24 protein-coding genes, 3 tRNA genes and 1 pseudogene are annotated in these 24,423 nt (G+C 56.3%); 8 read left to right on the forward strand and 20 right to left on the reverse strand.

Going from position 1 to position 24,423, the window contains the following annotated elements:
- Position 1 precedes the first annotated feature (1 nt).
- From nuoK to G6N80_RS20210, 15 genes and pseudogenes are all read right to left on the reverse strand, one after another.
- Positions 2 to 310 (reverse strand): NADH-quinone oxidoreductase subunit NuoK, encoded by a 309-nt coding sequence (gene nuoK / locus G6N80_RS20140; protein WP_062552623.1) that lies wholly within the window; start codon positions 308 to 310, stop codon positions 2 to 4.
- A 23-nt stretch (positions 311 to 333) separates the two neighbouring features.
- Positions 334 to 948 (reverse strand): NADH-quinone oxidoreductase subunit J, encoded by a 615-nt coding sequence (locus tag G6N80_RS20145; RefSeq protein WP_165136307.1) that lies wholly within the window; start codon positions 946 to 948, stop codon positions 334 to 336.
- Positions 949 to 1,077: 129 nt separating this feature from the next.
- Complete coding sequence (gene nuoI / locus G6N80_RS20150) at positions 1,078 to 1,569, reverse strand: NADH-quinone oxidoreductase subunit NuoI (RefSeq protein WP_062552625.1); 492 nt, start codon at positions 1,567 to 1,569, stop codon at positions 1,078 to 1,080.
- A gap of 34 nt (positions 1,570 to 1,603) precedes the next feature.
- A complete protein-coding gene (gene nuoH, locus G6N80_RS20155) occupies positions 1,604 to 2,647 on the reverse strand; it encodes an NADH-quinone oxidoreductase subunit NuoH (RefSeq protein ID WP_062552626.1) in 1,044 nt (347 codons plus the stop codon).
- A 12-nt stretch (positions 2,648 to 2,659) separates the two neighbouring features.
- Positions 2,660 to 4,741 (reverse strand): NADH-quinone oxidoreductase subunit NuoG, encoded by a 2,082-nt coding sequence (gene nuoG, locus G6N80_RS20160; RefSeq protein WP_165136310.1) that lies wholly within the window; start codon positions 4,739 to 4,741, stop codon positions 2,660 to 2,662.
- Between the two features lie 56 nt (positions 4,742 to 4,797).
- Positions 4,798 to 5,379, reverse strand: a complete 582-nt coding sequence (locus G6N80_RS20165) for a hypothetical protein (RefSeq protein WP_165136313.1) — start codon at positions 5,377 to 5,379, stop codon at positions 4,798 to 4,800.
- A gap of 111 nt (positions 5,380 to 5,490) precedes the next feature.
- A complete protein-coding gene (nuoF, locus tag G6N80_RS20170; protein ID WP_062552629.1) occupies positions 5,491 to 6,795 on the reverse strand; it encodes an NADH-quinone oxidoreductase subunit NuoF in 1,305 nt (434 codons plus the stop codon).
- A gap of 96 nt (positions 6,796 to 6,891) precedes the next feature.
- Positions 6,892 to 7,791: pseudogene (gene nuoE, locus G6N80_RS20175) on the reverse strand (NADH-quinone oxidoreductase subunit NuoE); the annotation flags it as partial.
- Positions 7,792 to 7,807: 16 nt separating this feature from the next.
- Positions 7,808 to 8,062 (reverse strand): hypothetical protein, encoded by a 255-nt coding sequence (locus G6N80_RS20180; RefSeq protein WP_062552630.1) that lies wholly within the window; start codon positions 8,060 to 8,062, stop codon positions 7,808 to 7,810.
- Positions 8,062 to 9,252, reverse strand: coding sequence for an NADH-quinone oxidoreductase subunit D (locus tag G6N80_RS20185; RefSeq protein WP_062552631.1), 1,191 nt, complete (start codon positions 9,250 to 9,252; stop codon positions 8,062 to 8,064). The genes G6N80_RS20180 and G6N80_RS20185 overlap by 1 nt, the downstream gene beginning before the upstream one ends.
- Positions 9,253 to 9,335: 83 nt before the next feature.
- Positions 9,336 to 9,938 (reverse strand): NADH-quinone oxidoreductase subunit C, encoded by a 603-nt coding sequence (locus G6N80_RS20190; protein ID WP_165136319.1) that lies wholly within the window; start codon positions 9,936 to 9,938, stop codon positions 9,336 to 9,338.
- Positions 9,939 to 9,953: 15 nt separating this feature from the next.
- Positions 9,954 to 10,535 (reverse strand): NuoB/complex I 20 kDa subunit family protein, encoded by a 582-nt coding sequence (locus tag G6N80_RS20195; RefSeq protein ID WP_062552633.1) that lies wholly within the window; start codon positions 10,533 to 10,535, stop codon positions 9,954 to 9,956.
- On the reverse strand, positions 10,526 to 10,891 hold the full coding sequence (locus tag G6N80_RS20200) for an NADH-quinone oxidoreductase subunit A (RefSeq protein ID WP_062552634.1): 366 nt from the start codon (positions 10,889 to 10,891) through the stop codon (positions 10,526 to 10,528). The genes G6N80_RS20195 and G6N80_RS20200 overlap by 10 nt, the downstream gene beginning before the upstream one ends.
- A gap of 420 nt (positions 10,892 to 11,311) precedes the next feature.
- Positions 11,312 to 11,388, reverse strand: a tRNA-Asp gene (locus G6N80_RS20205).
- 24 nt (positions 11,389 to 11,412) lie between these two features.
- Positions 11,413 to 11,489, reverse strand: a tRNA-Asp gene (locus G6N80_RS20210).
- 335 nt (positions 11,490 to 11,824) lie between these two features.
- Between G6N80_RS20210 and G6N80_RS20215 the strand changes: the two genes are divergently transcribed.
- Positions 11,825 to 11,900: transfer RNA gene (locus G6N80_RS20215), tRNA-Val, on the forward strand.
- A 125-nt stretch (positions 11,901 to 12,025) separates the two neighbouring features.
- On the opposite strand, the gene G6N80_RS20220 is transcribed toward G6N80_RS20215, so the two are convergent.
- Together G6N80_RS20220 and G6N80_RS20225 are read right to left on the reverse strand one after the other, a co-directional pair.
- Complete coding sequence (locus G6N80_RS20220; RefSeq protein WP_165136322.1) at positions 12,026 to 13,045, reverse strand: NAD-dependent epimerase; 1,020 nt, start codon at positions 13,043 to 13,045, stop codon at positions 12,026 to 12,028.
- Positions 13,046 to 13,161: 116 nt separating this feature from the next.
- Positions 13,162 to 14,412, reverse strand: a complete 1,251-nt coding sequence (locus tag G6N80_RS20225; protein WP_165136325.1) for a GGDEF domain-containing protein — start codon at positions 14,410 to 14,412, stop codon at positions 13,162 to 13,164.
- A gap of 242 nt (positions 14,413 to 14,654) precedes the next feature.
- Here G6N80_RS20225 and clpP point away from each other — a divergent pair, with 242 nt between their 5' ends.
- From clpP to G6N80_RS20250, 5 genes are all read left to right on the forward strand, one after another.
- Positions 14,655 to 15,287 carry an ATP-dependent Clp endopeptidase proteolytic subunit ClpP gene (gene clpP / locus G6N80_RS20230; RefSeq protein ID WP_062552637.1) on the forward strand — a complete coding sequence of 211 codons (633 nt, stop codon included), beginning with the start codon at positions 14,655 to 14,657 and terminating at the stop codon, positions 15,285 to 15,287.
- Positions 15,288 to 15,573: 286 nt separating this feature from the next.
- Positions 15,574 to 16,851, forward strand: a complete 1,278-nt coding sequence (gene clpX, locus G6N80_RS20235) for an ATP-dependent Clp protease ATP-binding subunit ClpX (RefSeq protein WP_062552638.1) — start codon at positions 15,574 to 15,576, stop codon at positions 16,849 to 16,851.
- A gap of 351 nt (positions 16,852 to 17,202) precedes the next feature.
- Complete coding sequence (lon, locus tag G6N80_RS20240; RefSeq protein WP_165136328.1) at positions 17,203 to 19,623, forward strand: endopeptidase La; 2,421 nt, start codon at positions 17,203 to 17,205, stop codon at positions 19,621 to 19,623.
- Positions 19,624 to 19,811: 188 nt separating this feature from the next.
- The gene (gene hupB / locus G6N80_RS20245) at positions 19,812 to 20,087 is read left to right on the forward strand and encodes a DNA-binding protein HupB (RefSeq protein ID WP_062552640.1); all 276 of its coding nucleotides are present in this window, start codon (positions 19,812 to 19,814) and stop codon (positions 20,085 to 20,087) included.
- Positions 20,088 to 20,240: 153 nt separating this feature from the next.
- A complete protein-coding gene (locus tag G6N80_RS20250) occupies positions 20,241 to 21,137 on the forward strand; it encodes a DMT family transporter (protein ID WP_062552641.1) in 897 nt (298 codons plus the stop codon).
- Here the strand turns inward: G6N80_RS20250 and G6N80_RS20255 are convergent, their stop codons facing one another.
- Both G6N80_RS20255 and G6N80_RS20260 read right to left on the reverse strand, forming a co-directional pair.
- Positions 21,138 to 21,482: a cupin domain-containing protein gene (locus G6N80_RS20255; RefSeq protein WP_165136331.1), complete on the reverse strand. Its 345-nt coding sequence runs from the start codon at positions 21,480 to 21,482 to the stop codon at positions 21,138 to 21,140.
- Between the two features lie 7 nt (positions 21,483 to 21,489).
- Positions 21,490 to 22,773 carry an O-acetylhomoserine aminocarboxypropyltransferase gene (locus tag G6N80_RS20260; protein WP_062552643.1) on the reverse strand — a complete coding sequence of 428 codons (1,284 nt, stop codon included), beginning with the start codon at positions 22,771 to 22,773 and terminating at the stop codon, positions 21,490 to 21,492.
- 238 nt (positions 22,774 to 23,011) lie between these two features.
- Here G6N80_RS20260 and G6N80_RS20265 point away from each other — a divergent pair, with 238 nt between their 5' ends.
- Positions 23,012 to 23,434: a DUF6455 family protein gene (locus G6N80_RS20265; RefSeq protein ID WP_165136334.1), complete on the forward strand. Its 423-nt coding sequence runs from the start codon at positions 23,012 to 23,014 to the stop codon at positions 23,432 to 23,434.
- A 29-nt stretch (positions 23,435 to 23,463) separates the two neighbouring features.
- Here G6N80_RS20265 and G6N80_RS20270 read toward each other — a convergent pair whose 3' ends face one another.
- Positions 23,464 to 23,907 (reverse strand): CoA-binding protein, encoded by a 444-nt coding sequence (locus tag G6N80_RS20270; protein ID WP_165136337.1) that lies wholly within the window; start codon positions 23,905 to 23,907, stop codon positions 23,464 to 23,466.
- A gap of 90 nt (positions 23,908 to 23,997) precedes the next feature.
- Here G6N80_RS20270 and G6N80_RS20275 point away from each other — a divergent pair, with 90 nt between their 5' ends.
- The gene (locus tag G6N80_RS20275) at positions 23,998 to 24,348 is read left to right on the forward strand and encodes a hypothetical protein (RefSeq protein WP_165136340.1); all 351 of its coding nucleotides are present in this window, start codon (positions 23,998 to 24,000) and stop codon (positions 24,346 to 24,348) included.
- Positions 24,349 to 24,423: the final 75 nt, after the last annotated feature.

Here is a 24,423-nt window from a genome sequence, read left to right on the forward strand (position 1 = left end):
ATCAGCCCTTCATCATATTGACGTCTTCAACAGCAATCGAACCACGATTGCGGTAGAAGACCACGAGTATCGCGAGACCGATCGCAGCTTCCGCAGCTGCAACGGTCAGAATAAAGAGTGCGAAAACCTGACCGACGATGTCGTTGAGGAACGACGAGAACGCGATCATGTTGAGGTTGACCGACAGCAGGATCAATTCGACGGACATCAGAATGATGATGACGTTCTTCCGATTGAGGAAGATGCCGAAGACGCCAAGCGTGAAGAGTATCGCGCTGACCGTCAGGTAATGGGAAAGTCCGATTTCCATATCTCAGTTCCTTGATCGCGCTCTTAGATGCCTTGGCCGGTCTTGACCTTGACCACTTCGATAGCTGTCGCAGGCGTACGAGCAACTTGCTGCGAAATGTTCTGGCGCTTGATATTTTCGCGGTGACGCAGGGTCAGGACAATTGCACCAATCATTGCGACCAGCAGTACCAGACCCGACACCTGGAAGAAGTAGACGTAGTTTGTGTAGAGAACATCGCCGAGTGCTGCAGTGTTCGTGCGTGTTGCCGGCGACGGGATCGGCATCGTGATGGCCTTGGCCGCTTCGGGCGTCAGCACCGACCCGCCAACAACAACAATAAGTTCTGCTGCAACAATCAACCCGACCAGAGCTCCAACCGGCGCGTACTGGAGAATTCCGGAGCGCAGGGCAGCAAAGTCGATATCGAGCATCATGACGACGAACAGGAAGAGCACCGCCACAGCACCGATGTAAACGACCAGCAAGATCATGGCCAGGAATTCAGCACCCGTCAGCAGGAAGAGCCCTGCCGCGTTGAAGAACACCAGGATCAAGAAAAGCACCGAATGAACGGGATTCTTGGCCGAGATGACCATGAAGGCCGATGCGACCGCTACAAAGGCGAACAAATAGAAGAAAACAGCCTGCAAACCCATGGTGGTGCCTTTTCGTCTTCCCCAGCGAGGAACCTTCTCCCCACTGTCAAAACCCGGCGGAACGACCAGCCAGGTAGGTAATGTCTTCAGTTTACTCGGCGCCCTCGCGGACGCCGACAATTCAAACGCTCAACGATAAGGAGCGTCGATGGAGATATTGCGCGCAATTTCGCGCTCCCATCGGTCGCCGTTATCGAGCAGACGCTGCTTATCGAAATAGAGCTCTTCGCGCGTCTCTGTCGAGAACTCGAAGTTGGGACCTTCGACGATTGCGTCAACCGGGCATGCTTCCTGGCAGAAGCCGCAATAAATGCACTTCACCATGTCGATGTCATAACGGACTGTTCGGCGCGTCCCGTCATTGCGACGCGGGCCAGCCTCGATGGTGATGGCCTGGGCGGGACAGATTGCCTCGCACAGCTTGCAGGCGATGCACCGCTCTTCGCCGTTTGGATAACGACGCAGTGCATGCTCACCCCGAAATCGCGGACTGACCGGACCCTTTTCGAAGGGGTAATTGATCGTCGCCTTCTGCTTGAAAAAATAGCGCATCGACAAGAAGAAGGTCGACACGAATTCCTTCAGAAAAAGCGAGCTGATCGACTGAGCCAGACTTGCCATTTGTATTCTCCAATGAGCTTCCGGTCAGGCGCAATCAGGCGCCAGCGGTAAGCTTCAGTACGAATGCAGTGATGATGACCATAGCGAGCGAGAGCGGCAGGAAGACTTTCCAACCCAGACGCATCAGCTGGTCGTAGCGGTAACGCGGAACAAACGCCTTGACCATTGCGAACATGAAAAAGACGAATGTTCCCTTGAGGATGAACCACACGATGCCCGGCACCCAGTTCAAGAACCAGACATCAACCGGCGGGAGCCAGCCTCCCAGGAACAGGATGGTCGTCAGCGAGCAGATCAGCAGGATGGCGGCGTATTCGCCGAGCATCAACATCATGTAAGGCGCAGAGGAGTACTCCACCATGTAGCCGGCCACGAGTTCGGATTCTGCTTCCGGTAGATCGAACGGAGGGCGGTTCGTTTCAGCGAGGCCGGAAATGAAGAAGATCACGAACATCGGGAACAGGACGAGCCAGTGCCAATCAAGGAACGAGGCTGGCAATCCGACTGCCGTGCCTATGCCGGTCTTTTGCGCAAGGACAATGTCCGTCAGGTTCAAAGAACCGACGCACAGCAGAACCGTCACGATCACGAAGCCGATCGAGACTTCATAAGATACCATCTGCGCCGCAGAGCGCAGTGCGCCAAGGAAGGGATATTTGGAGTTGGACGCCCAGCCAGACATGATTACGCCGTAGACTTCCAGCGAGGAAATGGCGAAGACGTAAAGGATGCCGACGTTGATATTGGCGATTACCCAGTTTTCGTTGAACGGGATGACGGCCCAGGTCGCGAGCGCAAGGGTAACCGACACGAGCGGCGCCAGCAGGAACACGCCTTTGTTCGCGCCGGCCGGAATGATCGGCTCTTTGAATACGAACTTCAAAAGATCGGCAAACGACTGGAAAAGGCCGAACGGGCCCACCACGTTAGGTCCACGGCGCAACTGTACCGCTGCCCAGATCTTGCGATCGGCCAGCAGGATATAGGCGATGAACACGAGCAGGCATACGAGGAGCAACAGGGACTGGCCGATCATAACAATCGCTGGCCAGACGTAAGTCAAAAAGAAGGAGTCCATGTTTTCCAGCCTTTACTCTGCCGCAGCCTTGAAATTGTTGCGGGCCAGTGCCGAACATTCCGCCATCACGGCCGAAGCACGTGCAATTGGGTTCGTGAGATAGAAGTCTTTGACCGAAGACGCAAACCCAGACTTGCCCAAGCTCACCGGTTTTTTTGCAAGCTCTGCAATCTCATTGCTCGGAGCCGGAGCAATTTCGTCCAGCGCGTTGAAATGAGGGTGCGCTACATACAGCTGGCGACGAAGAGCCGAAAGCGAATCAAAGGGTAGCTTCTTGCCGAGAACGTCCGAAAGCGCACGGATGATGGCCCATTCTTCGCGAGCATCGCCAGGCGCAAAGCCCGCACGATTACCCATCTGCACCCGCCCCTCGAGATTGACCCAAGTGCCGGACTTTTCCGTATAGGCAGCGCCGGGGAGGATCACGTCTGCGCCATGCGCGCCAGCATCGCCGTGACTACCGATATAGACGGTGCACTTGGCATGCTTTGTGGAAAACTCCATTTCGTCAGCGCCCAACAGGAAGAGTACGTCCATCGACCGCAGCATGGTGGCGGCATTGGCACCGTTAGCGCCCGGAACGAAACCGAGATCCAGTCCACCAACACGCGAAGCGGCAGTATGGAGCACACCGAAGCCATTCCAGTCTTCGCTCACTGCACCAACAGCACTTGCGATCGAGGCGGCAGAAGCAAGGATGCTCGCTCCGTCGTCTCTCGTCAGAGCGCCGGGTCCCACGACAATCATGGGCTTTTTCGCGTTGCGCAGTTTCTCGAGGAATCCATGGGATCCGTTGGCCAGTTCGGCAAGGGTTTCCGGACCAGCACCGAGATACTCATAAGGGTAACGCAGCTCAGCCGCTTCGCCGATCACAGCAATCGGGAAATTGCCGCGACGCCAGCGTTTACGGATACGGGCGTTCAGAACGGCAGCTTCCACTCGGGGATTGGCGCCGATGAGCAGGAGTGCGTCAGCGTTTTCAATACCTTGGATGGTCGGATTAAAGATGTAGCTTGAACGACCAAAGGCCGGATCCAGCTTCGAACCATCCTGACGACAATCGAGATTCTGCGAACCAAGTGCGTTCAGGAGTTGCTTGAGCGCGTACATTTCTTCAACGCTCGCAAGATCACCTGCGATCGCGCCGATACGGGCACCGGTCGTTGCCGAAACCGCCGTCTTGATCGTCTGGAAAGCGTCCGCCCAGGTGGTGGGCTGCAAGCGACCGTCGCGACGGACATAGGGACGATCGAGACGCTGGGTCTTCAGACCATCCCAGATGAAGCGGGTTTTATCAGAGATCCATTCTTCATTCACTTCCTCGTTCACGCGAGGCATGATGCGCATCACTTCGCGACCGCGCGTATCGACCCGGATTGCAGAGCCAACAGCATCCATCACATCAATCGATTCGGTCTTGCCCAGTTCCCAAGGACGCGCCGTGAAGGCGAACGGACGTGACGTCAGTGCACCGACCGGGCAGAGATCAATGACATTGCCCTGTAGTTCGGACGTCATTGCATGCTCGAGATAGGTCGTGATTTCCGCGTCTTCGCCGCGACCGATCAGGCCTAGCTCGGAGATGCCACCCACTTCCGTCGTGAAACGAACGCAACGCGTGCAATGGATGCAGCGGTTCATCACCGTCTTGACGAGCGGGCCGATATATTTGTCTTCAACAGCCCGCTTGTTTTCGGCATAGCGGGAAGCGTCCATACCGAAGGCCATTGCCTGATCCTGCAGATCACACTCGCCGCCCTGGTCGCAGATCGGACAATCAAGCGGATGATTGATGAGCAGGAATTCCATGACCCCTTCCCGGGCCTTCTTCACCATCGGTGTGTTGGTGAAGACTTCAGGAAGTTCGCCGTTCGGACCACCGCGAATATCGCGCACGCCCATGGCGCAGGAGGCAGCCGGCTTTGGCGGTCCGCCCTTTACCTCGATAAGGCACATGCGGCAGTTGCCCGCCACCGACAAGCGCTCATGGAAACAGAAACGCGGCACTTCGGCACCCGCCTCCTCGCACGCTTGCAAAAGCGTGAAGTGATCGGGAACCTCTATCTCTTTGCCGTCAACCTTGAGCTTAACCATCGTCACTTACGTCCTGTTTCCAGTCCCCTGCCCTTTCAGGCTGGTGACACATTCCGTTACCGCAGCAGCGCCTTTGCCTGCGCGATCCAATCGTCCTTGGCAATCCGACCGTCAAGTCCCAGCTCCCGGTCGAAATGCTCTACTTCCTTATCAGTCCATGCTGCAATATCCTCAATGCGCACGACACCCATGCCATTGAGCAATACCTCCAACTTCGGGCCGATACCCGAAATTGCCTTAAGATCATCCGGCTGCTTTCCAGTTCTGCTGCTGAGACGCTTGCTCCCACCGACCGAAGCCGGTGAAGCGGTAGCCTTGCTACGCCCTACCTTGGCGGGCTTGGGTGCACCTTGCGTCTCAGAAACCTTCTGCTTTGACTTTGCTTGAAGCTTTACCGCGGGAGCGCTGGTGCTCGGAGATACCTCTTGCGATGCATCCGAAGCCACATCCATCGCTACCGCAACTGTCCTGACTTCGTCGGTTCGACCCGCGTCCTTCACCGCACCAGAAAGCTTGTCATCTTCTGCCTGCCGTTGCTCGGTAGTTGCAGTTGCCGCCATAGCGGCCTGCATGATGCCGAAAAAGGCGCCCGCGAACTGGTTGCTCAACGCAAGACCAGCGGCGGTGGCAGCCGTCATCAACTCCAAGGGACTCGCCGGTGCATGGTCGGAAAAAGGCAAAGTGAACCCGAGCGAAGAATTCTTCTTCGCATCAGAATTACCATTTTCGTTGCCCGCACCGACCATTGATTACTCCGCAGCTTCCATGACAGCGCCATGGCTGGTAGCGTTTGCCGTGTATTGATCGATCCGCTTCTCGATGTCAGATCGGAAATTGCGGATCAGACCCTGGATAGGCCAAGCCGCAGCATCGCCGAGTGCACAGATTGTGTGGCCCTCGATCTGCTTCGACACCTGGAACAGCATATCGATCTCGCGCTTCTGCGCCTGCCCCTTCACCATCCGCTCGAGAACACGCATCATCCAGCCGGTGCCTTCCCGGCAAGGCGTGCACTGACCGCAGCTTTCGTGTTTGAAGAACGCAGCAATACGCCAGATCGCCTTGATGATATCCGTGGATTTATCCATCACGATCATGCCGCCTGTCCCGAAGGACGACTTCACTTCGCGCATGCCGTCAAAGTCCATGATCGCATCGGCCATGTCCTCGCCGCGGACAACCGGGCACGAGGCACCGCCGGGGATGACAGCAAGCAAATTGTCCCAGCCGCCGCGAATACCGCCGCAATGGCGCTCGATCAGCTCACGGAAGGATAGGCCCATGGCTTCCTCGAAGGTGCAGGGCTTGTTGACGTGGCCGGAAACCATGAACAGCTTTGTGCCGACATTGTTGGGACGACCAATAGCCGAGAACCACGAAGCGCCACGGCGAAGGATAGTCGGGGCAACGGCGATCGATTCGACATTATTCACCGTCGTCGGACAGCCATAAAGACCCATGTTTGCCGGGAACGGCGGCTTGAGGCGCGGCTGACCCTTTTTGCCTTCAAGGCTTTCCAGAAGTGCAGTCTCTTCACCGCAGATGTAGGCGCCTGCGCCATGATGGACGTAGACATCAAAATCCCAGCCACACTTGTTGTTGGCGCCGAGCAGGCCAGCATCGTAGCATTCGTCGATGGCCTTCTGCAGATCCTCGCGCTCACGCATGTACTCACCGCGCACATAGATGTAAGCGGTATGAGCACCCATCGCAAAGCCTGCAATCACGCAGCCTTCGATCAACGTATGGGGGTCATTGCGCAGGATCTCGCGATCCTTGCAGGTACCAGGCTCCGATTCGTCAGCATTGACCACGAGATAATGAGGGCGGCCATCCGATTCCTTCGGCATGAAGGACCACTTCAGACCGGTCGGGAAGCCAGCGCCACCGCGCCCACGCAGACCGGACGCCTTCATCTCGTTGATGATCCAGTCGCGGCCTTTTTCAATGATCTGCTTCGTACCATCCCAGTGGCCACGGCTCATCGCGCCTTTCAGCGACTTGTCCTTGAGGCCGTAAATGTTGGTAAAGATGCGATCCTGATCTTTCAACATGATGTGTTCCACCAGTCCGCGGCCCCGAGGCCGGCTTTATGAATACCTGTTCACCGCGGAATGCGGCGTTTCACCGATGCGGCAGAGTTATTTGTCGCCACCGGATGTCTTGTCGTCTGTACCCGCTACCTTGCTGCCTTCAGCCGGTGCGCCCTCGCCCGTGCTCCCAACAGCCTTGGGGTCAGGCTCTGAAGCCTTTGTCCCGGAAAGCGGCTGCGTCTCAGCTTTCGCGGCATTCGCTTTCGCTTCTGCCGGCGCAGTCACCGGTGTCTTGAGCGCAGCATTGGTTTCCGCACCCGTATCCTTCGGACGAGCAGCCTCGGCAGGCGGTACGGAAGCACCCTCTGCAGGAGCCTGAGCCTCCAGATTGGTACGGACCGGCTTTGTCTCCTCAAGGAGCGTCAGCGACCCACCTTCGGGTGCAGACAAATGCCGGTCGATCTGGGGACCAGTTCTGACATCTGCGCCACGACCTGCTTCGAATTCATCGATAATCTCTTCAAGACGCTCAGGCGTAAGATCTTCATAAGCATCTTTGAAGATCATCACCATCGGCGCATTGACGCACGCACCCTGACATTCGACTTCTTCCCAGGACAGGGTGCCGGATGCGTTGCGCTCGAAAGGCTCGGCATTGATCTTGCGCTTGCACACGTCCATCAAGGCTTCGGAACCTCTCAGCATGCAAGGCGTTGTACCGCAAACCTGGATGTGAGCCTTCGTGCCAATCGGCTTCAGCTGAAACTGCGTGTAAAAGGTCGCAACTTCCAGCACGCGAATGTAGGGCATAGCCAGTTTCTGGGCGATAAACTCGATTGCTGCCCGCGTCACCCAGCCATCCTGCTCCTGGGCGCGCATCAATAACGGAATCACCGCTGATTGCTGGCGACCTTCCGGATATTTGCGAATCGTCGCTTCGGCCCAATCTGCGTTGTCCGCAGTGAAGGCAAAAGCTGCCGGCTGAAACTGATCTTCGGCTAGTCGACGAACAGACATTTCTTCTCACGCCTTATCAATTGATGGATGCGCACCGCGTGTTCGCCACATTGACGAATTCGCAGGCGTAGCCGGATTTTCCCTTTTGCATGAATACGATCAACTTCGATCCATTGGGTACGGCCGACTTGATTTCATATTCCTTGGCTAGGAGTTCCGCCATGGTCGCATCAGCACCTCGCGCGGTGTCTGCCCCTGTCTGAAAGCTCTGAGCTTCAGCTGCAAAGCTGGACAGGATAAACAATCCGGCTGCGAAGGCGACGCATTTCATCAGCGGTCAACCTCTCCAAACACGATATCGAGTGATCCGAGCACCGCGGAAACGTCAGCAAGCTGATGTCCACGGCACAGGAAATCCATTGCCTGCAGATGTGCATAGCCCGGAGCGCGGATCTTGCAGCGGTACGGCTTATTCGTTCCGTCAGAAACCAGATAAACGCCAAACTCACCCTTCGGGGCCTCTACTGCGGCATACACCTCGCCTTCCGGCACATGGAAACCTTCGGTGTAGAGCTTGAAGTGATGGATCAGCGCTTCCATGGAGCGCTTCATCTCACCGCGCTTCGGTGGAACAACCTTGCCGTCGATAGACGATACGGGACCGGTCTTTGCATCGCCGAGCAGGCGGTCGACGCACTGCTTCATGATCTTGCAGGACTGCTCCATCTCGAACATGCGGATCAAGTAACGATCGTAACAGTCACCGTTCTTGCCGATTGCGATATCGAAATCGAGATCGGCGTAACATTCGTACGGCTGCGACTTGCGAAGATCCCACTTCGCGCCGGAACCGCGAACCATGACGCCCGAGAAGCCCCATGCCCAGGCATCTTCCAGCGAAACAACACCGATATCGACGTTGCGCTGCTTGAAAATGCGGTTGTCGGTGATCAGGCCATGGATATCCTGAAGGGCACGCGGGAACTCGTCACACCATCTACCGATGTCTTCGACAAGATCCTGAGGAAGATCCTGGTGCACGCCACCCGGACGAAAATAGGCCGCATGCATGCGAGCACCGGAAGCGCGCTCATAAAACACCATGAGCTTTTCGCGCTCTTCGAAACCCCAAAGCGGAGGCGTAAGCGCACCGACGTCCATGGCCTGCGTCGTCACGTTCAGCAGATGCGACAGGATACGACCGATTTCGGAATAGAGGACACGGATGAGCTGACCGCGGATCGGGACTTGGATGCCGAGCAACTTCTCAACCGCGAGACAGTAGGCATGCTCCTGATTCATCGGAGCAACGTAGTCGAGGCGATCGAAATACGGCAGGGCCTGAAGATAGGTCTTGGCCTCGATCAGCTTTTCCGTGCCGCGATGAAGCAGGCCAATATGGGGATCGACGCGCTCGACGATTTCACCATCCAGCTCAAGGACCAGACGCAGAACGCCGTGCGCCGCAGGATGCTGCGGTCCGAAATTGATATTGAAATTGCGGACGTTGTGTTCAGTCATTTCTGCCTACTCCATGCTGGACGGCTCAAAAGCGCCAGCGGGATGACGTTCCTTGTTAAAGCGGCGCCGAGACGCCGCCTGAATCAGACCTTGGCCTTCTCGTCGCCGGGAAGCACGTAGTCCGTACCTTCCCAGGGACTCAGGAAATCGAAATTACGAAACTCCTGGCGCAGTTGCACCGGCTCGTAAACGACACGCTTTGCACCATCATCATAGCGAACTTCGACGAAGCCAGTCAGCGGGAAATCCTTGCGGAGAGGATGACCTTCGAAGCCGTAATCGGTCAGGATACGACGAAGATCCGGGTGACCTGTAAACAAAATGCCGTAGAGATCCCACGCTTCCCGCTCGAACCAGTCTGCACCCGGGTAGACTGCGCATGCCGATGGGACCGCTTCATCTTCTCCGCACTGCACCTTGACGCGAATGCGCGCATTCTGGCTTGGCGAAAGCAGATGATAGACGACATCGAAGCGACGCGCACGCTTCGGCCAGTCGACGCCGGCGATATCTACGAGGTTGACGTAACGTGCCTGCACATCGTCACGCAGGAACGTCAACAGCGCGATCAGGTTTTCCGGTGTCGTGTTGAGCGTCAACTCATCATATGCGATAGCCGAAGACGCGACCAAGCCAGGTCGAGCCTCGTTCACATAAGCCGCGAAGTCGTTCAGGGCCTCACTCATATTCAGTCCTCGCCCTTAGCGCTCGATCGTTCCGGTCCGGCGTATCTTCTTCTGCAGCAGAAGCACGCCGTACAGCAGCGCCTCCGCTGTGGGGGGACAGCCGGGAACATAGATATCAACAGGTACGACGCGATCGCAGCCACGGACCACCGAATAGGAATAATGGTAGTAGCCGCCACCGTTAGCGCACGATCCCATGGAAATGACGTAACGTGGCTCAGGCATCTGGTCGTAAACCTTGCGCAGAGCAGGCGCCATCTTGTTCGTCAGGGTGCCCGCCACAATCATCACGTCAGACTGACGAGGCGACGCACGAGGCGCGAAACCAAAGCGCTCGACATCATAGCGAGGCATTGAAAGCTGCATCATTTCCACAGCGCAGCACGCAAGACCAAACGTCATCCACATCAGGGAGCCGGTGCGCGCCCAGTTGATCAGCTCGTCAGTCGAAGTGACCAGAAAACCCTTATCGGCAAGTTCGTTATTGATCTCGCCGAAGAATGCATCGTCGCTTCCGACCGGCTTGCCGGTCCGGGGATCAATGATACCCTTCGCCTGTGGCGCAACCAGGGTGGTGCCGTTATCGACTACTCCCATTCCAGCGCTCCTTTTTTCCACTCATAGATAAAGCCGATGGTCAGGACGCCGAGGAACACCATCATGGACCAGAAGCCAAACCAGCCGATTTCTCCGAAGGACACAGCCCAAGGGAACAGAAAAGCAACTTCCAGGTCAAAGATGATGAACAGAATCGACACGAGATAGAATCGGATGTCGAACTTCATTCGGGCATCGTCAAATGCATTGAAACCGCACTCGTAGGCAGACAGCTTTTCCGCATCCGGCGCCTTGTAGGCAACAGCGAACGGAGCAATTAGAAGCGCCAGACCGATCACGAGGGCAATTCCAATAAAAATCGCGATCGGAACATAGGAACTGAGAAGTTCAGTCATCGTATTCCATCCTTGCTTGCCAAGCGGTGCCGGGCGGCACAAAAGCGAATGCGCGGCAAGCGAACGTGCATTGCAACAAGGCGTGACTAGCGCAGGCGGAAGCCGCGCGCAAGACCTTTGAATCAAGCTTCCCGCACCAAAATGGTACAAATCCATCTGCATGTTAACATCAAGGGAAGATGACGCAAATGATGAGACCTGAGAATCCTGTAGATCGGCCTTTTATCACCGTCAGATAATGAGGCATTGTCGTGAAAGCAACGTATCAGCGAAACCTGAGGGCGATAGGTCCGTTCGAGAACAAAACGACGGCCTTGCGACGCCGGGTCGCATCGAAGGAAAACGAGTGGGATACCGCCCAATGGGAAACAGAGGAACCCATTTGAGTTCCGCACTGTTCCAAAGCAATTTGAATTAGAATGGCGCGAGTGACGGGGCTCGAACCCGCGACCTCCGGCGTGACAGGCCGGCACTCTAACCGACTGAGCTACACCCGCGCATTGTTTCGTTTTTGACTGGAATGGCGCGAGTGACGGGGCTCGAACCCGCGACCTCCGGCGTGACAGGCCGGCACTCTAACCGACTGAGCTACACCCGCATTCTTCCAGACAAGGGAGAAACCCCCGTCACCAACCGGCAGCGCCAGTCGATGACCGGCTCTCTAAGGCGTTCGTTCTGAGGTGTCAAGCAGGTTTCAAGACAATTCGGTGACGAATGTTCGTTTCTTTTCAACAGGCCCCCTCTTCAGCATAAGCCCCTGTGGAAGACGAAAAAAACTTTGAGGCTAAAACCCCGCAGTTTCAGGGCTTTTGAGAAACCCGCCTCTCTCGTCGTCCAAAAAAATCAAAAAAACTTCGCAAACGCTCTTGCGGTTTTTTTCGGATCTGAATACATCACGGCCACCGACGCAGCGGACACAAGCCGCGGACGTCAGGGCGATTAGCTCAGTTGGTAGAGCGCTTCGTTTACACCGAAGATGTCGGGAGTTCGAGTCTCTCATCGCCCACCATTAATTCCCCTTGTCTTAGGTCATCTCTTGCGGTCGCCAGGTACTGGTGTCTGTTTCGAGTCTTTCGGCTGTCGCCCTGCGCGGCATGTTCTGCCGCGCGCGTGTCGGAAAGACTTGAACCTCATTCAAAGCTGTAATTCGCGACTGTGCGTCACGTACCAATCCACGAAGGCGGCGACGCCCGCATTCAGGTCGATTTCAGGCTTTTTACCTGTCAACGCCACCAGCAGATCCGGTGACGCATAGGTTCGCGGCACATCCCCCTGCTGCATCGGTAGCATTTTGCGCTTGGCCTTCATGCCCAGCACGGATTCGATGGTTTCAATGAAATCCAGGACGCTGACGGGCTGACCACCGCCGATATTAACAACCCGAAATGGCCCCTGATGCGAGAGAGTGTCCCGCACCCCGTTTGCCGTAACCCGATTCCCCTCCGCGGGAACCACGTGCGACAGATCGATTATACCGCTGACGAGATCGTCGATGTAAGTGAAGTCGCGACTCATGCGCCCCTCCCCGTAGATTTCGATTTCTCTGTCTTCCAGTATCGCCTTCACGAACTTGAAAAGTGCCATATCAGGCCTCCCCCACGGCCCGTAGACAGTGAAGAACCTGAAGGCGGTGATCGGCAAGCGATGCAGATGCGCATAGGTGTGCGCCATCAGTTCCATGCTTTTCTTTGTCGCTGCGTAGAAACTCAGCGGTTCGTCAGTCTTGTCGCTTTCTGAAAACGGGATTGATTCGTTCGCGCCATAGACCGACGATGTCGAAGCCAGCATGAGGTGCCGAACACCCACCTCTCGCGCGAGTTCAAGGACGTTCCAGGATCCGAGCAGGTTTGAATCCAAATAGGCGCGAGGGTTTTCAAGGCTGTAGCGAACGCCGGCCTGGGCCGCGAGGTGGATCATCACATCAGGTTGGCCGTGGTCGCACGCACTGTACAACGTTTCACGATCCTCAAGCATGCCGATGACCGGACGGAAGGACGGAAATTGCGCCAGTGCGGCGTGGCGACCTTCCTTGAGCTTGAGATTATAATAGGGTGTCAAACCATCGAAGCCGGTCACCCGATGCCCATCCTCCAACAGACGGCGTGCAAGATGGAAACCGATAAACCCGGCCGTACCCGTTACAAGATAGTGCATGTGTGAAAAAGCTTCCCGTTAATCGGCCGGGATAAGAGTACAATCATTGCTGCAAAGCAACAGTCCGGGTTGGCACCTCTCCTTGGCAGCTTGCTAAAGTTGGTCTGACACGGCCTTCATTGAGCGCCTGCGGTACGGTGAGAGAGCGATATTGCGGTATTCAGTTGAAGTGGTTTGCCGGATCTTGCGTCCTCTCCGCGTTGATTCGTGACGCAGGAAATATTCAGGCCATCGTGCAGCGCAGTCCGGTTTCGTCCGGCATTCTTGGCAAAATAGAGCGCCTTGTCGGCGCGGGACAGCATTTCGTCCAGGATAATTGGAATCGGCCCGCCAGCAATTGCAATGCCTGCGCTGGCCGTCGCAGATAGAAGAGTCCCTTGTTCCGTTGCAATCTGCTGTCTCATGAAGGTCAGGCGAATCGCTTCCGCCAGGCCTACTGCCTCCGCACGACTTCCAATTGGCACGACACAGGCGAATTCCTCACCGCCCATTCGCCCAAACTCGCCTCGCAGACCTATGCACGATTGGGCGGTGGCGCAAAACTCGGCCAGCACCCGATCACCTGTCATATGACCGCTTTGGTCGTTGATCTGTTTGAAATTATCGAGGTCAAACAGGATGAGTGCGAGTTGAGTGCGTTGGCTGGCAACGTGTTGCCGCACTATGTCAAAGCGCTGCAGGAAGCCGCGTCGGTTCAAAACGCCCGTGAGAGGATCGGTGACAGCAGCTCTTTCAAGTCGCTCCTCGGATTTCACCATCAACATTCTCGCCCCGAGCATCAGCCCCGCCAACAGACATATGATATTGCCCACCGAAGACATAAGCAGGTTGGGCATCTGCGCGAAGGCGACCGGCTTGCTGACCAGAACCTGGACGCCCATGTTGATCATGATCAGCGACTGGCAACAAGCGACCAGCGCGAACACACGCCGCACGTAAGGAACTGGCCTCTGGCCAGTGAGAAGGAGATAGGCAAGTATCAGGTATCCTGCGGCCGAAGCCCATTGTATCAGCGCCGATCGTAGCCAGAAGTACGGATAGATTTGCGGCAAGCATACGACAATCGGATAGAGCAAAGCAGGAACGAGGAGCCACACCCGCACCTTGACTCCGTCGTAGACGCAAACGCCTAGTCCCCAGCAGGCAATGCCGAGAAGAATCAGCTCGTTGCCGAGAACGATGGACGTGAAGTCCGGTATGATACCACGCAGGCCGACGAGACATACGCCAATCCCATGACAGGCAAAACCGAGTCCCCACAGCCCCATGACGGTGTGGCTTCGATTGTGCAGCCATGCTGCGATCAGTAAAAACGCGAGCGTAAGCGCTTCTGCTGCCCACAGAAGCATGCCTGTCATCGCATCCATAGTCATCATCCTGCGTGATTGTTGCCGCAGTTTATGCAGGGCAGAGCTTAAAACCTCGTTTCGGTTGTGATCTGTTTGCTAACGATCACGCTATAGAAGAGGTGAAAACTACAAGCAGTTAAGGATATCCGGTACGGAGTCTTGAAGTACCCGGCTTTCACACTCTATGTAGGGATGAGACCAAATCAGAGACGATTCCGGGCGGAAACGCCGTCGGGCGCCGGATGAGACAAAGGAACACCATGAGAAATCCAGTTGATACCGCTATGGCCTTGGTGCCGATGGTCGTCGAGCAGACCAACCGCGGCGAGCGCTCCTACGATATCTACTCGCGTTTGCTGAAAGAGCGGATCATCTTCCTGACAGGCCCTGTCGAAGATCATATGGCGTCTCTGGTCTGCGCGCAGTTGCTCTTCCTGGAAGCGGAAAACCCGAAAAAGGAAATTGCGCTCTACATCAACTCGCCGGGTGGCGTTGTGACCGCCGGTATGTCGATCTACGACACGATGCAATTCATCAAGCCAGCTGTTTCCACGCTTTGTATCGGTCAGGCTGCGTCTATGGGCTCGCTGCTGTTGGCTGCTGGCGAGAAGGGCATGCGTTTTGCCATGCCAAACTCCCGTATCATGGTTCATCAGCCATCCGGTGGCTTCCAGGGCCAGGCATCTGACATCGAGCGCCATGCTCGCGACATATTGAAGATGAAAAAGCGTTTGAACGACGTGTACGTGAAGCATACCGGCCGTACATACGAAGAAGTGGAAAAGACGCTGGATCGTGACCACTTCATGGATAGCGACGAAGCGCTCGAATGGGGCGTTGTGGACAAGATCCTCACCACGCGCCTGGAACTGGAAGGTGGCTCTGCCTCTTAAGGCAAAGCTGTAGTCGACAAAGTGTTACCCCGTATTCGACCGCAACGGGGTTTCAACTGACGACGAACGCGGTAATAATATCTATTAATGCTGTGTTGAATTATTATGACATAGCATGCGGTATTGAAGGGGTTGCGTTGCCACCGCATCAGGGACCGTTAAGTTCCTGTTCGGTAGAGTGCCCCAGAAACGGGTTGGCGTGGCTCTTAGCACGAGAGCCGGCCCACCGGCATAGGAACTCTCCGAGCCTGGGGACAGGCGATCGGTGTGCTGGAAGGAAAGTGATATGAGCAAGGTCAGCGGCAGCAACGGCGGCGACTCGAAAAACACGTTGTATTGTTCCTTCTGCGGCAAAAGCCAGCACGAGGTCCGCAAGCTGATTGCCGGACCGACCGTGTTCATCTGCGATGAATGCGTTGAACTGTGCATGGATATCATCCGCGAAGAGAACAAGAGCTCAATGGTGAAGTCCCGTGATGGCGTTCCGACGCCGCAGGACATCATCAAGGTTCTGGATGAATACGTCATCGGTCAGCAGCAGGCGAAAAAGATCCTGTCCGTAGCCGTCCACAACCACTACAAGCGCCTGGCGCACGCTTCAAAGAACGGCGATGTGGAACTGGCGAAGTCCAACATCATGCTTGTCGGCCCAACCGGATGCGGCAAGACCTACCTCGCCCAGACGCTCGCGCGAATCATCGACGTGCCATTCACCATGGCTGACGCAACGACGTTGACGGAAGCTGGCTATGTTGGTGAAGATGTCGAAAACATCATTCTGAAACTGCTTCAAGCTGCCGACTACAATGTCGAGCGGGCACAGCGCGGAATCGTCTATATCGACGAAGTCGACAAGATTTCGCGCAAGTCTGACAACCCGTCGATAACGCGAGACGTGTCGGGCGAAGGCGTTCAGCAGGCCCTCCTGAAGATCATGGAAGGCACTGTTGCATCCGTTCCACCTCAGGGCGGCCGCAAGCATCCTCAGCAGGAATTCCTGCAGGTTGATACGACAAACATTCTCTTCATCTGCGGCGGCGCATTTGCGGGCCTGGACAAGATCATTTCGGCGCGTGGCGAGAAGACCTCTATCGGTTTCGCTGCGACCGTGAAGGCGCCGGATGACCGCCGCGTAGGCGAGGTTCTGCGCGAACTGGAACCAGAAGATCTGGTGAAGTTCGGCCTTATTCCGGAATTCATTGGCCGTCTGCCGGTTCTGGCGACGCTGGAAGATCTGGACGAGGATGCTCTGATCCAGATCCTGTCCGAGCCGAAGAACGCTCTGGTAAAGCAGTATCAGCGTCTGTTCGAGATGGAAGATGTCGAACTGACCTTCCACGAAGATGCGCTCCGCGAGATTGCTCGTCGGGCCATCATTCGCAAGACCGGGGCGCGCGGTTTGCGCTCGATCATGGAAAAGATCCTGCTGGACACCATGTTCGAACTTCCTGCGCTGGAAGGCGTTCGCGAGGTCGTTATCTCTGAAGAGGTCGTCCGCGGTACGGCGCGTCCGCTTTACATCTACGCCGACCGTCAGGAAGAAAAGGCAAACGTCTCAGCCTGATCTTACTTCGATTTGCGAGGGGGCCTGCTGGCCCCTTCGCTATCTTTAACACCCGCGCAGGGTTCAATCCCGTCGAGGGTGGGGCGATAGGTGTCGGAGCGTTGCTTCCTGACCGGCCCGAACGATCAGGAGCGTTGGCCAGAACTTCATGGCACTGCTGGCTCCTGATTCTGTATGCTGAAATCAGTCACGCGTAAGCATCCGGCCCTATGCTCGACCTTTCCACAGCCGCCTCGCGGATAGCTGTGCAAGGCTTGAAAACTGCGTCCGGAACCTCCACTTTGGAGAAGACAGAAAGTCCAGCCTTTAACTGGACGGCTCCCGGAAACGGGAAGAGTGAAAGGAAATGTTATGACGAATACAGCGTCGGCGCATCAGGACGGAAGTATTTATCCGGTTCTGCCTCTGCGCGATATTGTGGTTTTCCCCCACATGATCGTACCTCTGTTCGTCGGGCGCGAGAAATCCATTCGCGCACTGGAAGAGGTTATGGGTTCTGACAAGCAGATCATGCTCGTCACCCAGATCAATGCGGGTGATGACGACCCGGATCCTTCCGCCATCCATAAGGTTGGTACAGTCGCGAACGTGCTGCAACTGCTGAAGCTACCCGACGGCACCGTAAAGGTTCTGGTCGAGGGCCGGGCGCGTGCAGAGATTTCGGATTACACCGCCCGGGAAGAATTTTATGAGGCGCAGGCCTCCGTTCTCAGCGAACCCGTCGAGGATCCGGTTGAAGTCGAAGCCCTTGCACGCTCTGTGGTTTCGGAATTCGAAAACTACGTGAAGCTGAACAAGAAGATTTCTCCGGAAGTCGTCGGTGCGGCTAGCCAGATCGAAGATTATTCGAAATTGGCGGACACTGTTGCATCCCACCTCTCCATCAAGATCACCGAGAAGCAGGAAATGCTGGAAACGGTGAGCGTGAAGATGCGTCTCGAAAAGGCGCTCGGTTTCATGGAAGGCGAGATCTCGGTGCTTCAGGTCGAGAAGCGCATTCGTTCGCGCGTCAAGCGCCAGATGGAAAAGACGCAGCGCGAATATTACCTGAACGAACAGATGAAGGCGATCCAGAAGGAACTCGGCGACGGCGAAGACGGCCGTGACGAGATGGCCGAACTGGAAGAGCGCATCAACAAAACCAAGCTCTCCAAGGAGGCCCGCGAGAAGGCGGATGCTGAACTGAAGAAGCTGCGCCAGATGAGCCCGATGTCTGCGGAAGCGACGGTAGTTCGCAACTACCTCGATTGGCTGCTGACGATTCCGTGGAACAAGAAGTCGAAGGTCAAGATCGATCTGCACAATGCGGAAAAGATCCTGGATCAGGACCATTTTGGTCTCGACAAGGTCAAGGAGCGTATCGTCGAGTATCTCGCCGTGCAGGCCCGCGCGACCAAGATCAAGGGGCCAATCCTGTGCCTCGTAGGTCCTCCGGGCGTCGGCAAAACCTCGCTCGCACAGTCGATCGCCAAGGCGACCGGCCGCGAATATGTGCGCATGGCGCTGGGCGGCGTGCGGGATGAGGCCGAGATTCGTGGTCACCGCCGCACCTATATCGGCTCCATGCCCGGCAAGGTCGTGCAGTCGATGAAGAAGGCAAAACGGTCGAACCCGCTCTTCCTGCTCGACGAGATCGACAAGATGGGCATGGACTTCCGTGGCGATCCATCATCGGCTCTTCTCGAAGTGCTCGATCCGGCTCAGAACTCCACCTTCATGGATCACTACCTGGAAGTGGAATATGACCTTTCTGACGTGATGTTCATCACGACCGCGAACACGCTGAATATCCCTGCCCCGCTCATGGACCGCATGGAGATCATCCGGATCGCCGGTTACACGGAAGATGAGAAGCGCGAGATCGCGAAGCGCCACCTTCTGCCGAAGTCAATCAAGGAGCACGCGTTGAAGCCGGAAGAGTTTTCCGTCAGCGACGACGCCCTGACCGCGATCATTCAGCAGTACACCCGTGAAGCCGGTGTCCGTAACTTCGAACGTGAACTGATGAAACTCGCACGTAAGGCCGTGACGGAGATCATAAAGGGCAACACGAAGACCGTCGAGGTCACCGCCGCGAACATTCACGATTATCTCGGCGTTCCGCGGTTCCGCCACGGTGAAGCTGAGCGTGAAGATCAGGTCGGGGTCGTCACCGGTCTTGCCTGGACCGAGGTCGGAGGCGAATTGCTGACGATCGAAGGCGTCATGATGCCGGGCAAGGGTCGCATGACCGTAACCGGCAACCTGAAGGACGTGATGAAGGAATCGATTTCTGCGGCGGCATCCTATGTCCGTTCGCGTGCTGTCGACTTCGGAATCAAGCCGCCGCTCTTCGACAAATCGGACATCCATGTCCACGTTCCGGAAGGCGCAACGCCAAAAGACGGTCCGTCCGCTGGTATCGCAATGGCAACTGCCATCGTGTCCATCATGACGGGAATTCCGATCTCCAAGGATGTCGCCATGACGGGGGAAGTCACCCTGCGTGGTCGGGTTCTGCCCATCGGTGGTCTGAAGGAAAAGCTTCTCGCTGCACTGCGCGGTGGCATCAAGAAGGTTCTGATCCCGGAAGAGAACGCGAAGGATCTGGCGGATATCCCGGACAACGTGAAGAACAACATGGAGATCATCCCTGTATCGCGGATGGGTGAGGTTCTGGAGCATGCGCTCCTGCGCAAACCGGAGCCGATTGAATGGGATGGAACGGTTGAAACGACGGTCATTGCTGCTGTTGACGGCAGCGACGATACGGGTGCGACTGTCGCTCATTGAGCATCATAGGGTGTAGATTATGCACCTCTTGTGGAAAAAGGCCGGTATTTCACCGGCCTTTTTTGTGAAAACTGCTGAGAGCCCCTTGTTTTTCAGGCAATCGCAGAGCTTTTGGTTGGGCGAAGGGCGGCATGAATCGTTGCCCCGACTAGGTCCATTTGTGTGAAACCATTGAAAGGGGTGGAAACATGAACAAGAACGAATTGGTATCCGCCGTTGCTGAAAAGGCTGGTCTGTCCAAGGCAGACGCCGCATCGGCTGTTGACGCAGTTCTCGATGCCGTTCAGGCTGAACTGAAGAACGGTGGCGATGTTCGTCTCGCAGGCTTCGGTAGCTTTTCCGTATCGCGCCGCGAAGCTTCGAAGGGCCGTAATCCATCGACCGGCGCTGAAGTTGATATCCCGGCTCGTAACGTTCCGAAGTTCTCGGCCGGCAAGGGCCTGAAGGACGCCGTCAACAGCTAAGGCTATTTAGCATGCGTTTTCCGAAGCGCAGCTGTTTTGAAGATCCAAGCCCGGCCATCGTGCCGGGCTTTCCATTTGATGGCGAACCGTTGACTTGTTATCGGTGTGATCCGGGGTCGACAGTTGCGGCCAGCAGTAACGACGGATATCTCCATGAACGCGCACCAGCCGAAAAGCCTGATCCGCTCTCCTGCCATACTGGGCGCGCTCTTCATGATCCTGGCAGGGATTGTGTTTGCAGCGATCAATGTTCTGACCCAATGGCTGGCCATGGTACTGCACTTTCCAGCCTCCTCCATGGCGTTCTGGCAATATGCCATTGCAACAGCCTTCTCCTTGCCCTTGCTGATGAAGCTTGGGATCAGGGCAATGCGAACGCGCCATCCGATCCGTCACCTGCTTCGCGTCGTCCTGGCCGCTCTGGGAGTTCAGGCCTGGGCCTACGGTCTGGTGACTGTCCCGATCTGGCAGGCGATTGCCCTTGTCATGACGTCGCCGTTCTTCGTCATCATCGGCGCCCGTCTGTTTCTGGGCGAGACTGTTGGTCTGCACCGTTGGTCGGCAACCGCAATCGGCTTTACAGGCGCTATGATCATTCTACAGCCTTGGGCAGACAGCTTTTCAGCAACCGCGCTCCTACCCGTTCTGGCTGCTCTGCTCTGGGGCGGTTCATCCCTGATCATGAAGAACCTGACGCATCATGAACCGGCCGAGACCGTCACGATCTGGTTGTTCGTGCTGCTGACACCCATCAATGCCGCTCTTGCCTTTGGTACCGGCTTTGCCCTGCCACAGGCCTCAACGCTTTGGCTACTCGTTCTGGCGGGCTTCTTGACCGCTATCGGGCAATATCTACTCACGCTCGCTTACAGCGTTGCCGACGCCGCTTACGTGCAGCCGTTCGATGACCTGAAGTTGCCGCTCAACGTGCTCGCTGGCTGGGTCGTGTTTGGTTATGCGCCGAGCGGGTATCTGTGGCTGGGCGCACTGCTTATTCTGGGGGCGTCGTTGTCGCTGATGCTGAAAGAGGCACGGCAGCAGCAGCGGTGATCACAGTCGAATCACGTAGTCCTTGCGAGTCGTTTCAATGACTTCCCAGGTTCCCTTGAACCCTGGTCTGAGGATCAGCCTGTCGCCCGCCTTGAGATGAATGGGCGCGCCACCATCTGGGGTCACGACGGAATGGCCTTCAAGAATATGGAAATACTCCCATTCGTCATAAAGAATACGCCATTTGCCGGGCGTTGATTCCCAAATCCCGGCATAGACGCCGCCATCCGCCTCTTCAACATTCCATGTCCGGAACCGCGGCTCACCGGAAATCAGCCGATCAGGCGCTGGCGCGCCCTCCTCCGGCTCAATGGATGCAATATCAAAGCGGACGACGTCGTTCATCTTATCCTCATACCTTCGAGAGCGACTGCTCGAGATCGGCGATGATATCCTTCAGATCCTCGATGCCAATCGACAAGCGCACGACGTCCGGCCCTGCCCCGGCAGCCGTCTGCTGTTCGGGCGTCAATTGTCGATGGGTCGTTGAAGCGGGGTGAATGACCAGCGAACGTGTGTCGCCGATATTGGCCAGATGCGAAAAAAGCTTCAACCCTTCCACAAACGTCTTGCCAGCCTCATAGCCGCCCTTCAGGCCGAAGGTGAAGACCGCGCCGGCGCCAGATGGTGAATAGCGTTGCTGCAGACCATGATTCGCATCATCCTCCAGTCCGGCATAGGAAACCCAGGAAACTTTCTCGTGCTTTTTAAGCCACTTCGCCACCGCCAGGGCATTGTCGCAATGCCTTTGCATACGAAGCGGAAGCGTCTCGATACCGGTCAGCAGCATGAAGCAGTTGAAGGGTGAAATCGCAGGTCCAAGATCGCGCAGGCCAAGAACGCGGCAAGCGATGGCAAAAGCGAAATTGCCGAACGTCTGATGCAGCACGACACCGGCATATTCAGGCCGCGGCTCGGACAACATCGGATAACGTCCTGATGCGGTCCAGTCGAAGGTGCCTCCGTCCACGATGATGCCACCCATCGAATTGCCATGCCCGCCGAGGAACTTGGTCAGGGAATGCACGACGATATCGGCTCCGTGCTCAAGGGGACGAACCAGATAGGGGCTAGCCATAGTGTTATCCACGATCAATGGAAGGCCATGCTTCTGAGCGACTTCTGCAATCGCCGCAATGTCCACAAAGGTGCCGCCAGGATTGGCAAGACTCTCGATAAAGATCGCCTGCGTGTTCTCGTCGACTTGCGCGGAGAAGGTTTGCGGATCTGCAGGGTCTGCCCAACGTACGTCCCAGCCAAAATTCTTGAAGGCGTGTCCGAACTGGTTGATGGAGCCTCCGTAGAGACGGCGTGCAGCGACAAAATTGCTCCCGGGCTTCATGATCGTATGAAAAACGAGCATCTGCGCTGCGTGGCCCGAAGCGACGGCAAGAGCCGCGGTGCCGCCTTCCAAGGCAGCAACCTTCTCCTCCAGTACCGCCTGAGTGGGATTCATAATTCGCGTATAGATGTTTCCGAACTGCTGCAGTCCGAAAAGAGCCGCGGCATGATCGGCACTTTCGAAGACGTAGGACGCTGTCTGGTAGATAGGCGTCACTCGGGCGCCTGTGGCCGGATCAGGCTTTGCGCCTGCATGAATTGCAAGTGTGGAAAAGCCCGGATTGTCGGTTGTCATAGTGGTTCCTCCCTTGAACGAATACCGCCGTGTTCGGCTGACTGAGGCACACTATAGACAGCGCCATGCTCCGGCGACAAACCGCCAAACGCCATAAACCGGACTGCATTGAGAAATTCTTTGCGCGGTTCGACGCTGCAGACGGAACTGCTGCTTCCCCGATAAGGACTTGATCCGGATCAAGGTGGCTGCTCACAGACGTGCCACACTGCGAGCCGGATCGTCAGGAGGCATCAGCATGGCTATGAACGAAGCATCGGGAAGTTTCGCAGCGCGCTTGTCGCATCTCTACGGAAATATTCGCAACTGTTTCCAAACCTTATCGGAATTGGATGAGCTGGGACCGGAGCTCCAGAGCGAAATTGCAGCAGATCTGGGTATAGACCGTCACCGGCTGCTGGAGCTGAACCGCCTGGCCGCGAATGGCGCGGAAGAAATGGAACGGTTGATGCAGGCCCTGCATATCGATCCGGTCGAGGTGCGCCTTCTGTCACCGAACCAGTTCCGCGAGATGCAGTCGAATTGCTCGCACTGCGCGTCGAAGGAGCAATGCCGACACGACCTTGGCATGCATCAGGCACCGGAAAACTTTGCCGCATACTGCGTGAACGCAGGCGAGATGAACGCGCTTCGGGTACAGCCGGATTTGCTGGTGGACTAGCGCTCCCGAACCTCTCGACCCGTGTCGGTTCAATGCACTGGATGGTGCCCGAGCAGTCGAGGATATTCGATTGCCGGACACCGATCCATGACAACCTGCACACCAGCTTGCTCTGCCCGCACCGCCGAACTTTCTTCCCTCACGCCCAACTGGGTCCAGAGGACTTTTGGGCGCGGAGAAAGCGCAAGCGCTTCATCGACAACTTCAGCCAGATATTCCGAGGCACGGAACACATCGATCATGTCGATCCGTTCGGGAATATCGCCCAGGTGACCATACACCTTCTGGCCAAGAATCATCTTGCCAGCCTGACCCGGATTGACGGGAATGACGTGGTACCCCTTGGAGAGCAAGAAGCCCATTACGCCATGGCTGGGTCGGCTAGGGTTGGGAGACGCCCCCACGAGAGCGATTGATTTAACGGATTTCAAGATGTCCGTCAGATAGCCGTCGTCATAGAAATTGTGATCCATCGCGTGATCCTCCAAAGCATCAGTTCATGCTCTTGGCTGAGAAACAGTTTGCGCTATTTAGGTTCCGCAAGGCTTAAAAGGAAAGATCAAATGCAAGGTCACTATTTGATTGCCGCAAGCGCCGCGTTTTCCATCATCGCAAGCAGCCAGCCAGCGGCCGCTATCTCACGCTATAACTCGACATCCATGACCTGCGCCGCAGCACAGGAGCGTATTGCACGCGAAGGCGCAGTTATCTTCCGCTACCCCGGAAGGACGGGGATGACGCTCTATGATCGCTACGTTTCGAGCGACCGCTATTGTGCCGGTGGCGAGTATGCAAAGTCCGATAGCATTCCGACCAAGGATGTCCGCAACTGCCCTGTCCGTCAGTGCGAAATGCGCCCTTCCCCCGGGGACTGCGACAGTTTTCTGGACGAAGGATGTTTTGGTCGGCGATAAACCACGGTCTCATGCAACAGTTTCGGTTGATTTTTGTGGTATCATAGAACCACAATGCTAAGCCATTGATTTTTA

It is taken from the genome of Rhizobium rhizoryzae, from assembly GCF_011046895.1.
Lineage (GTDB): Bacteria > Pseudomonadota > Alphaproteobacteria > Rhizobiales > Rhizobiaceae > Neorhizobium > Neorhizobium rhizoryzae.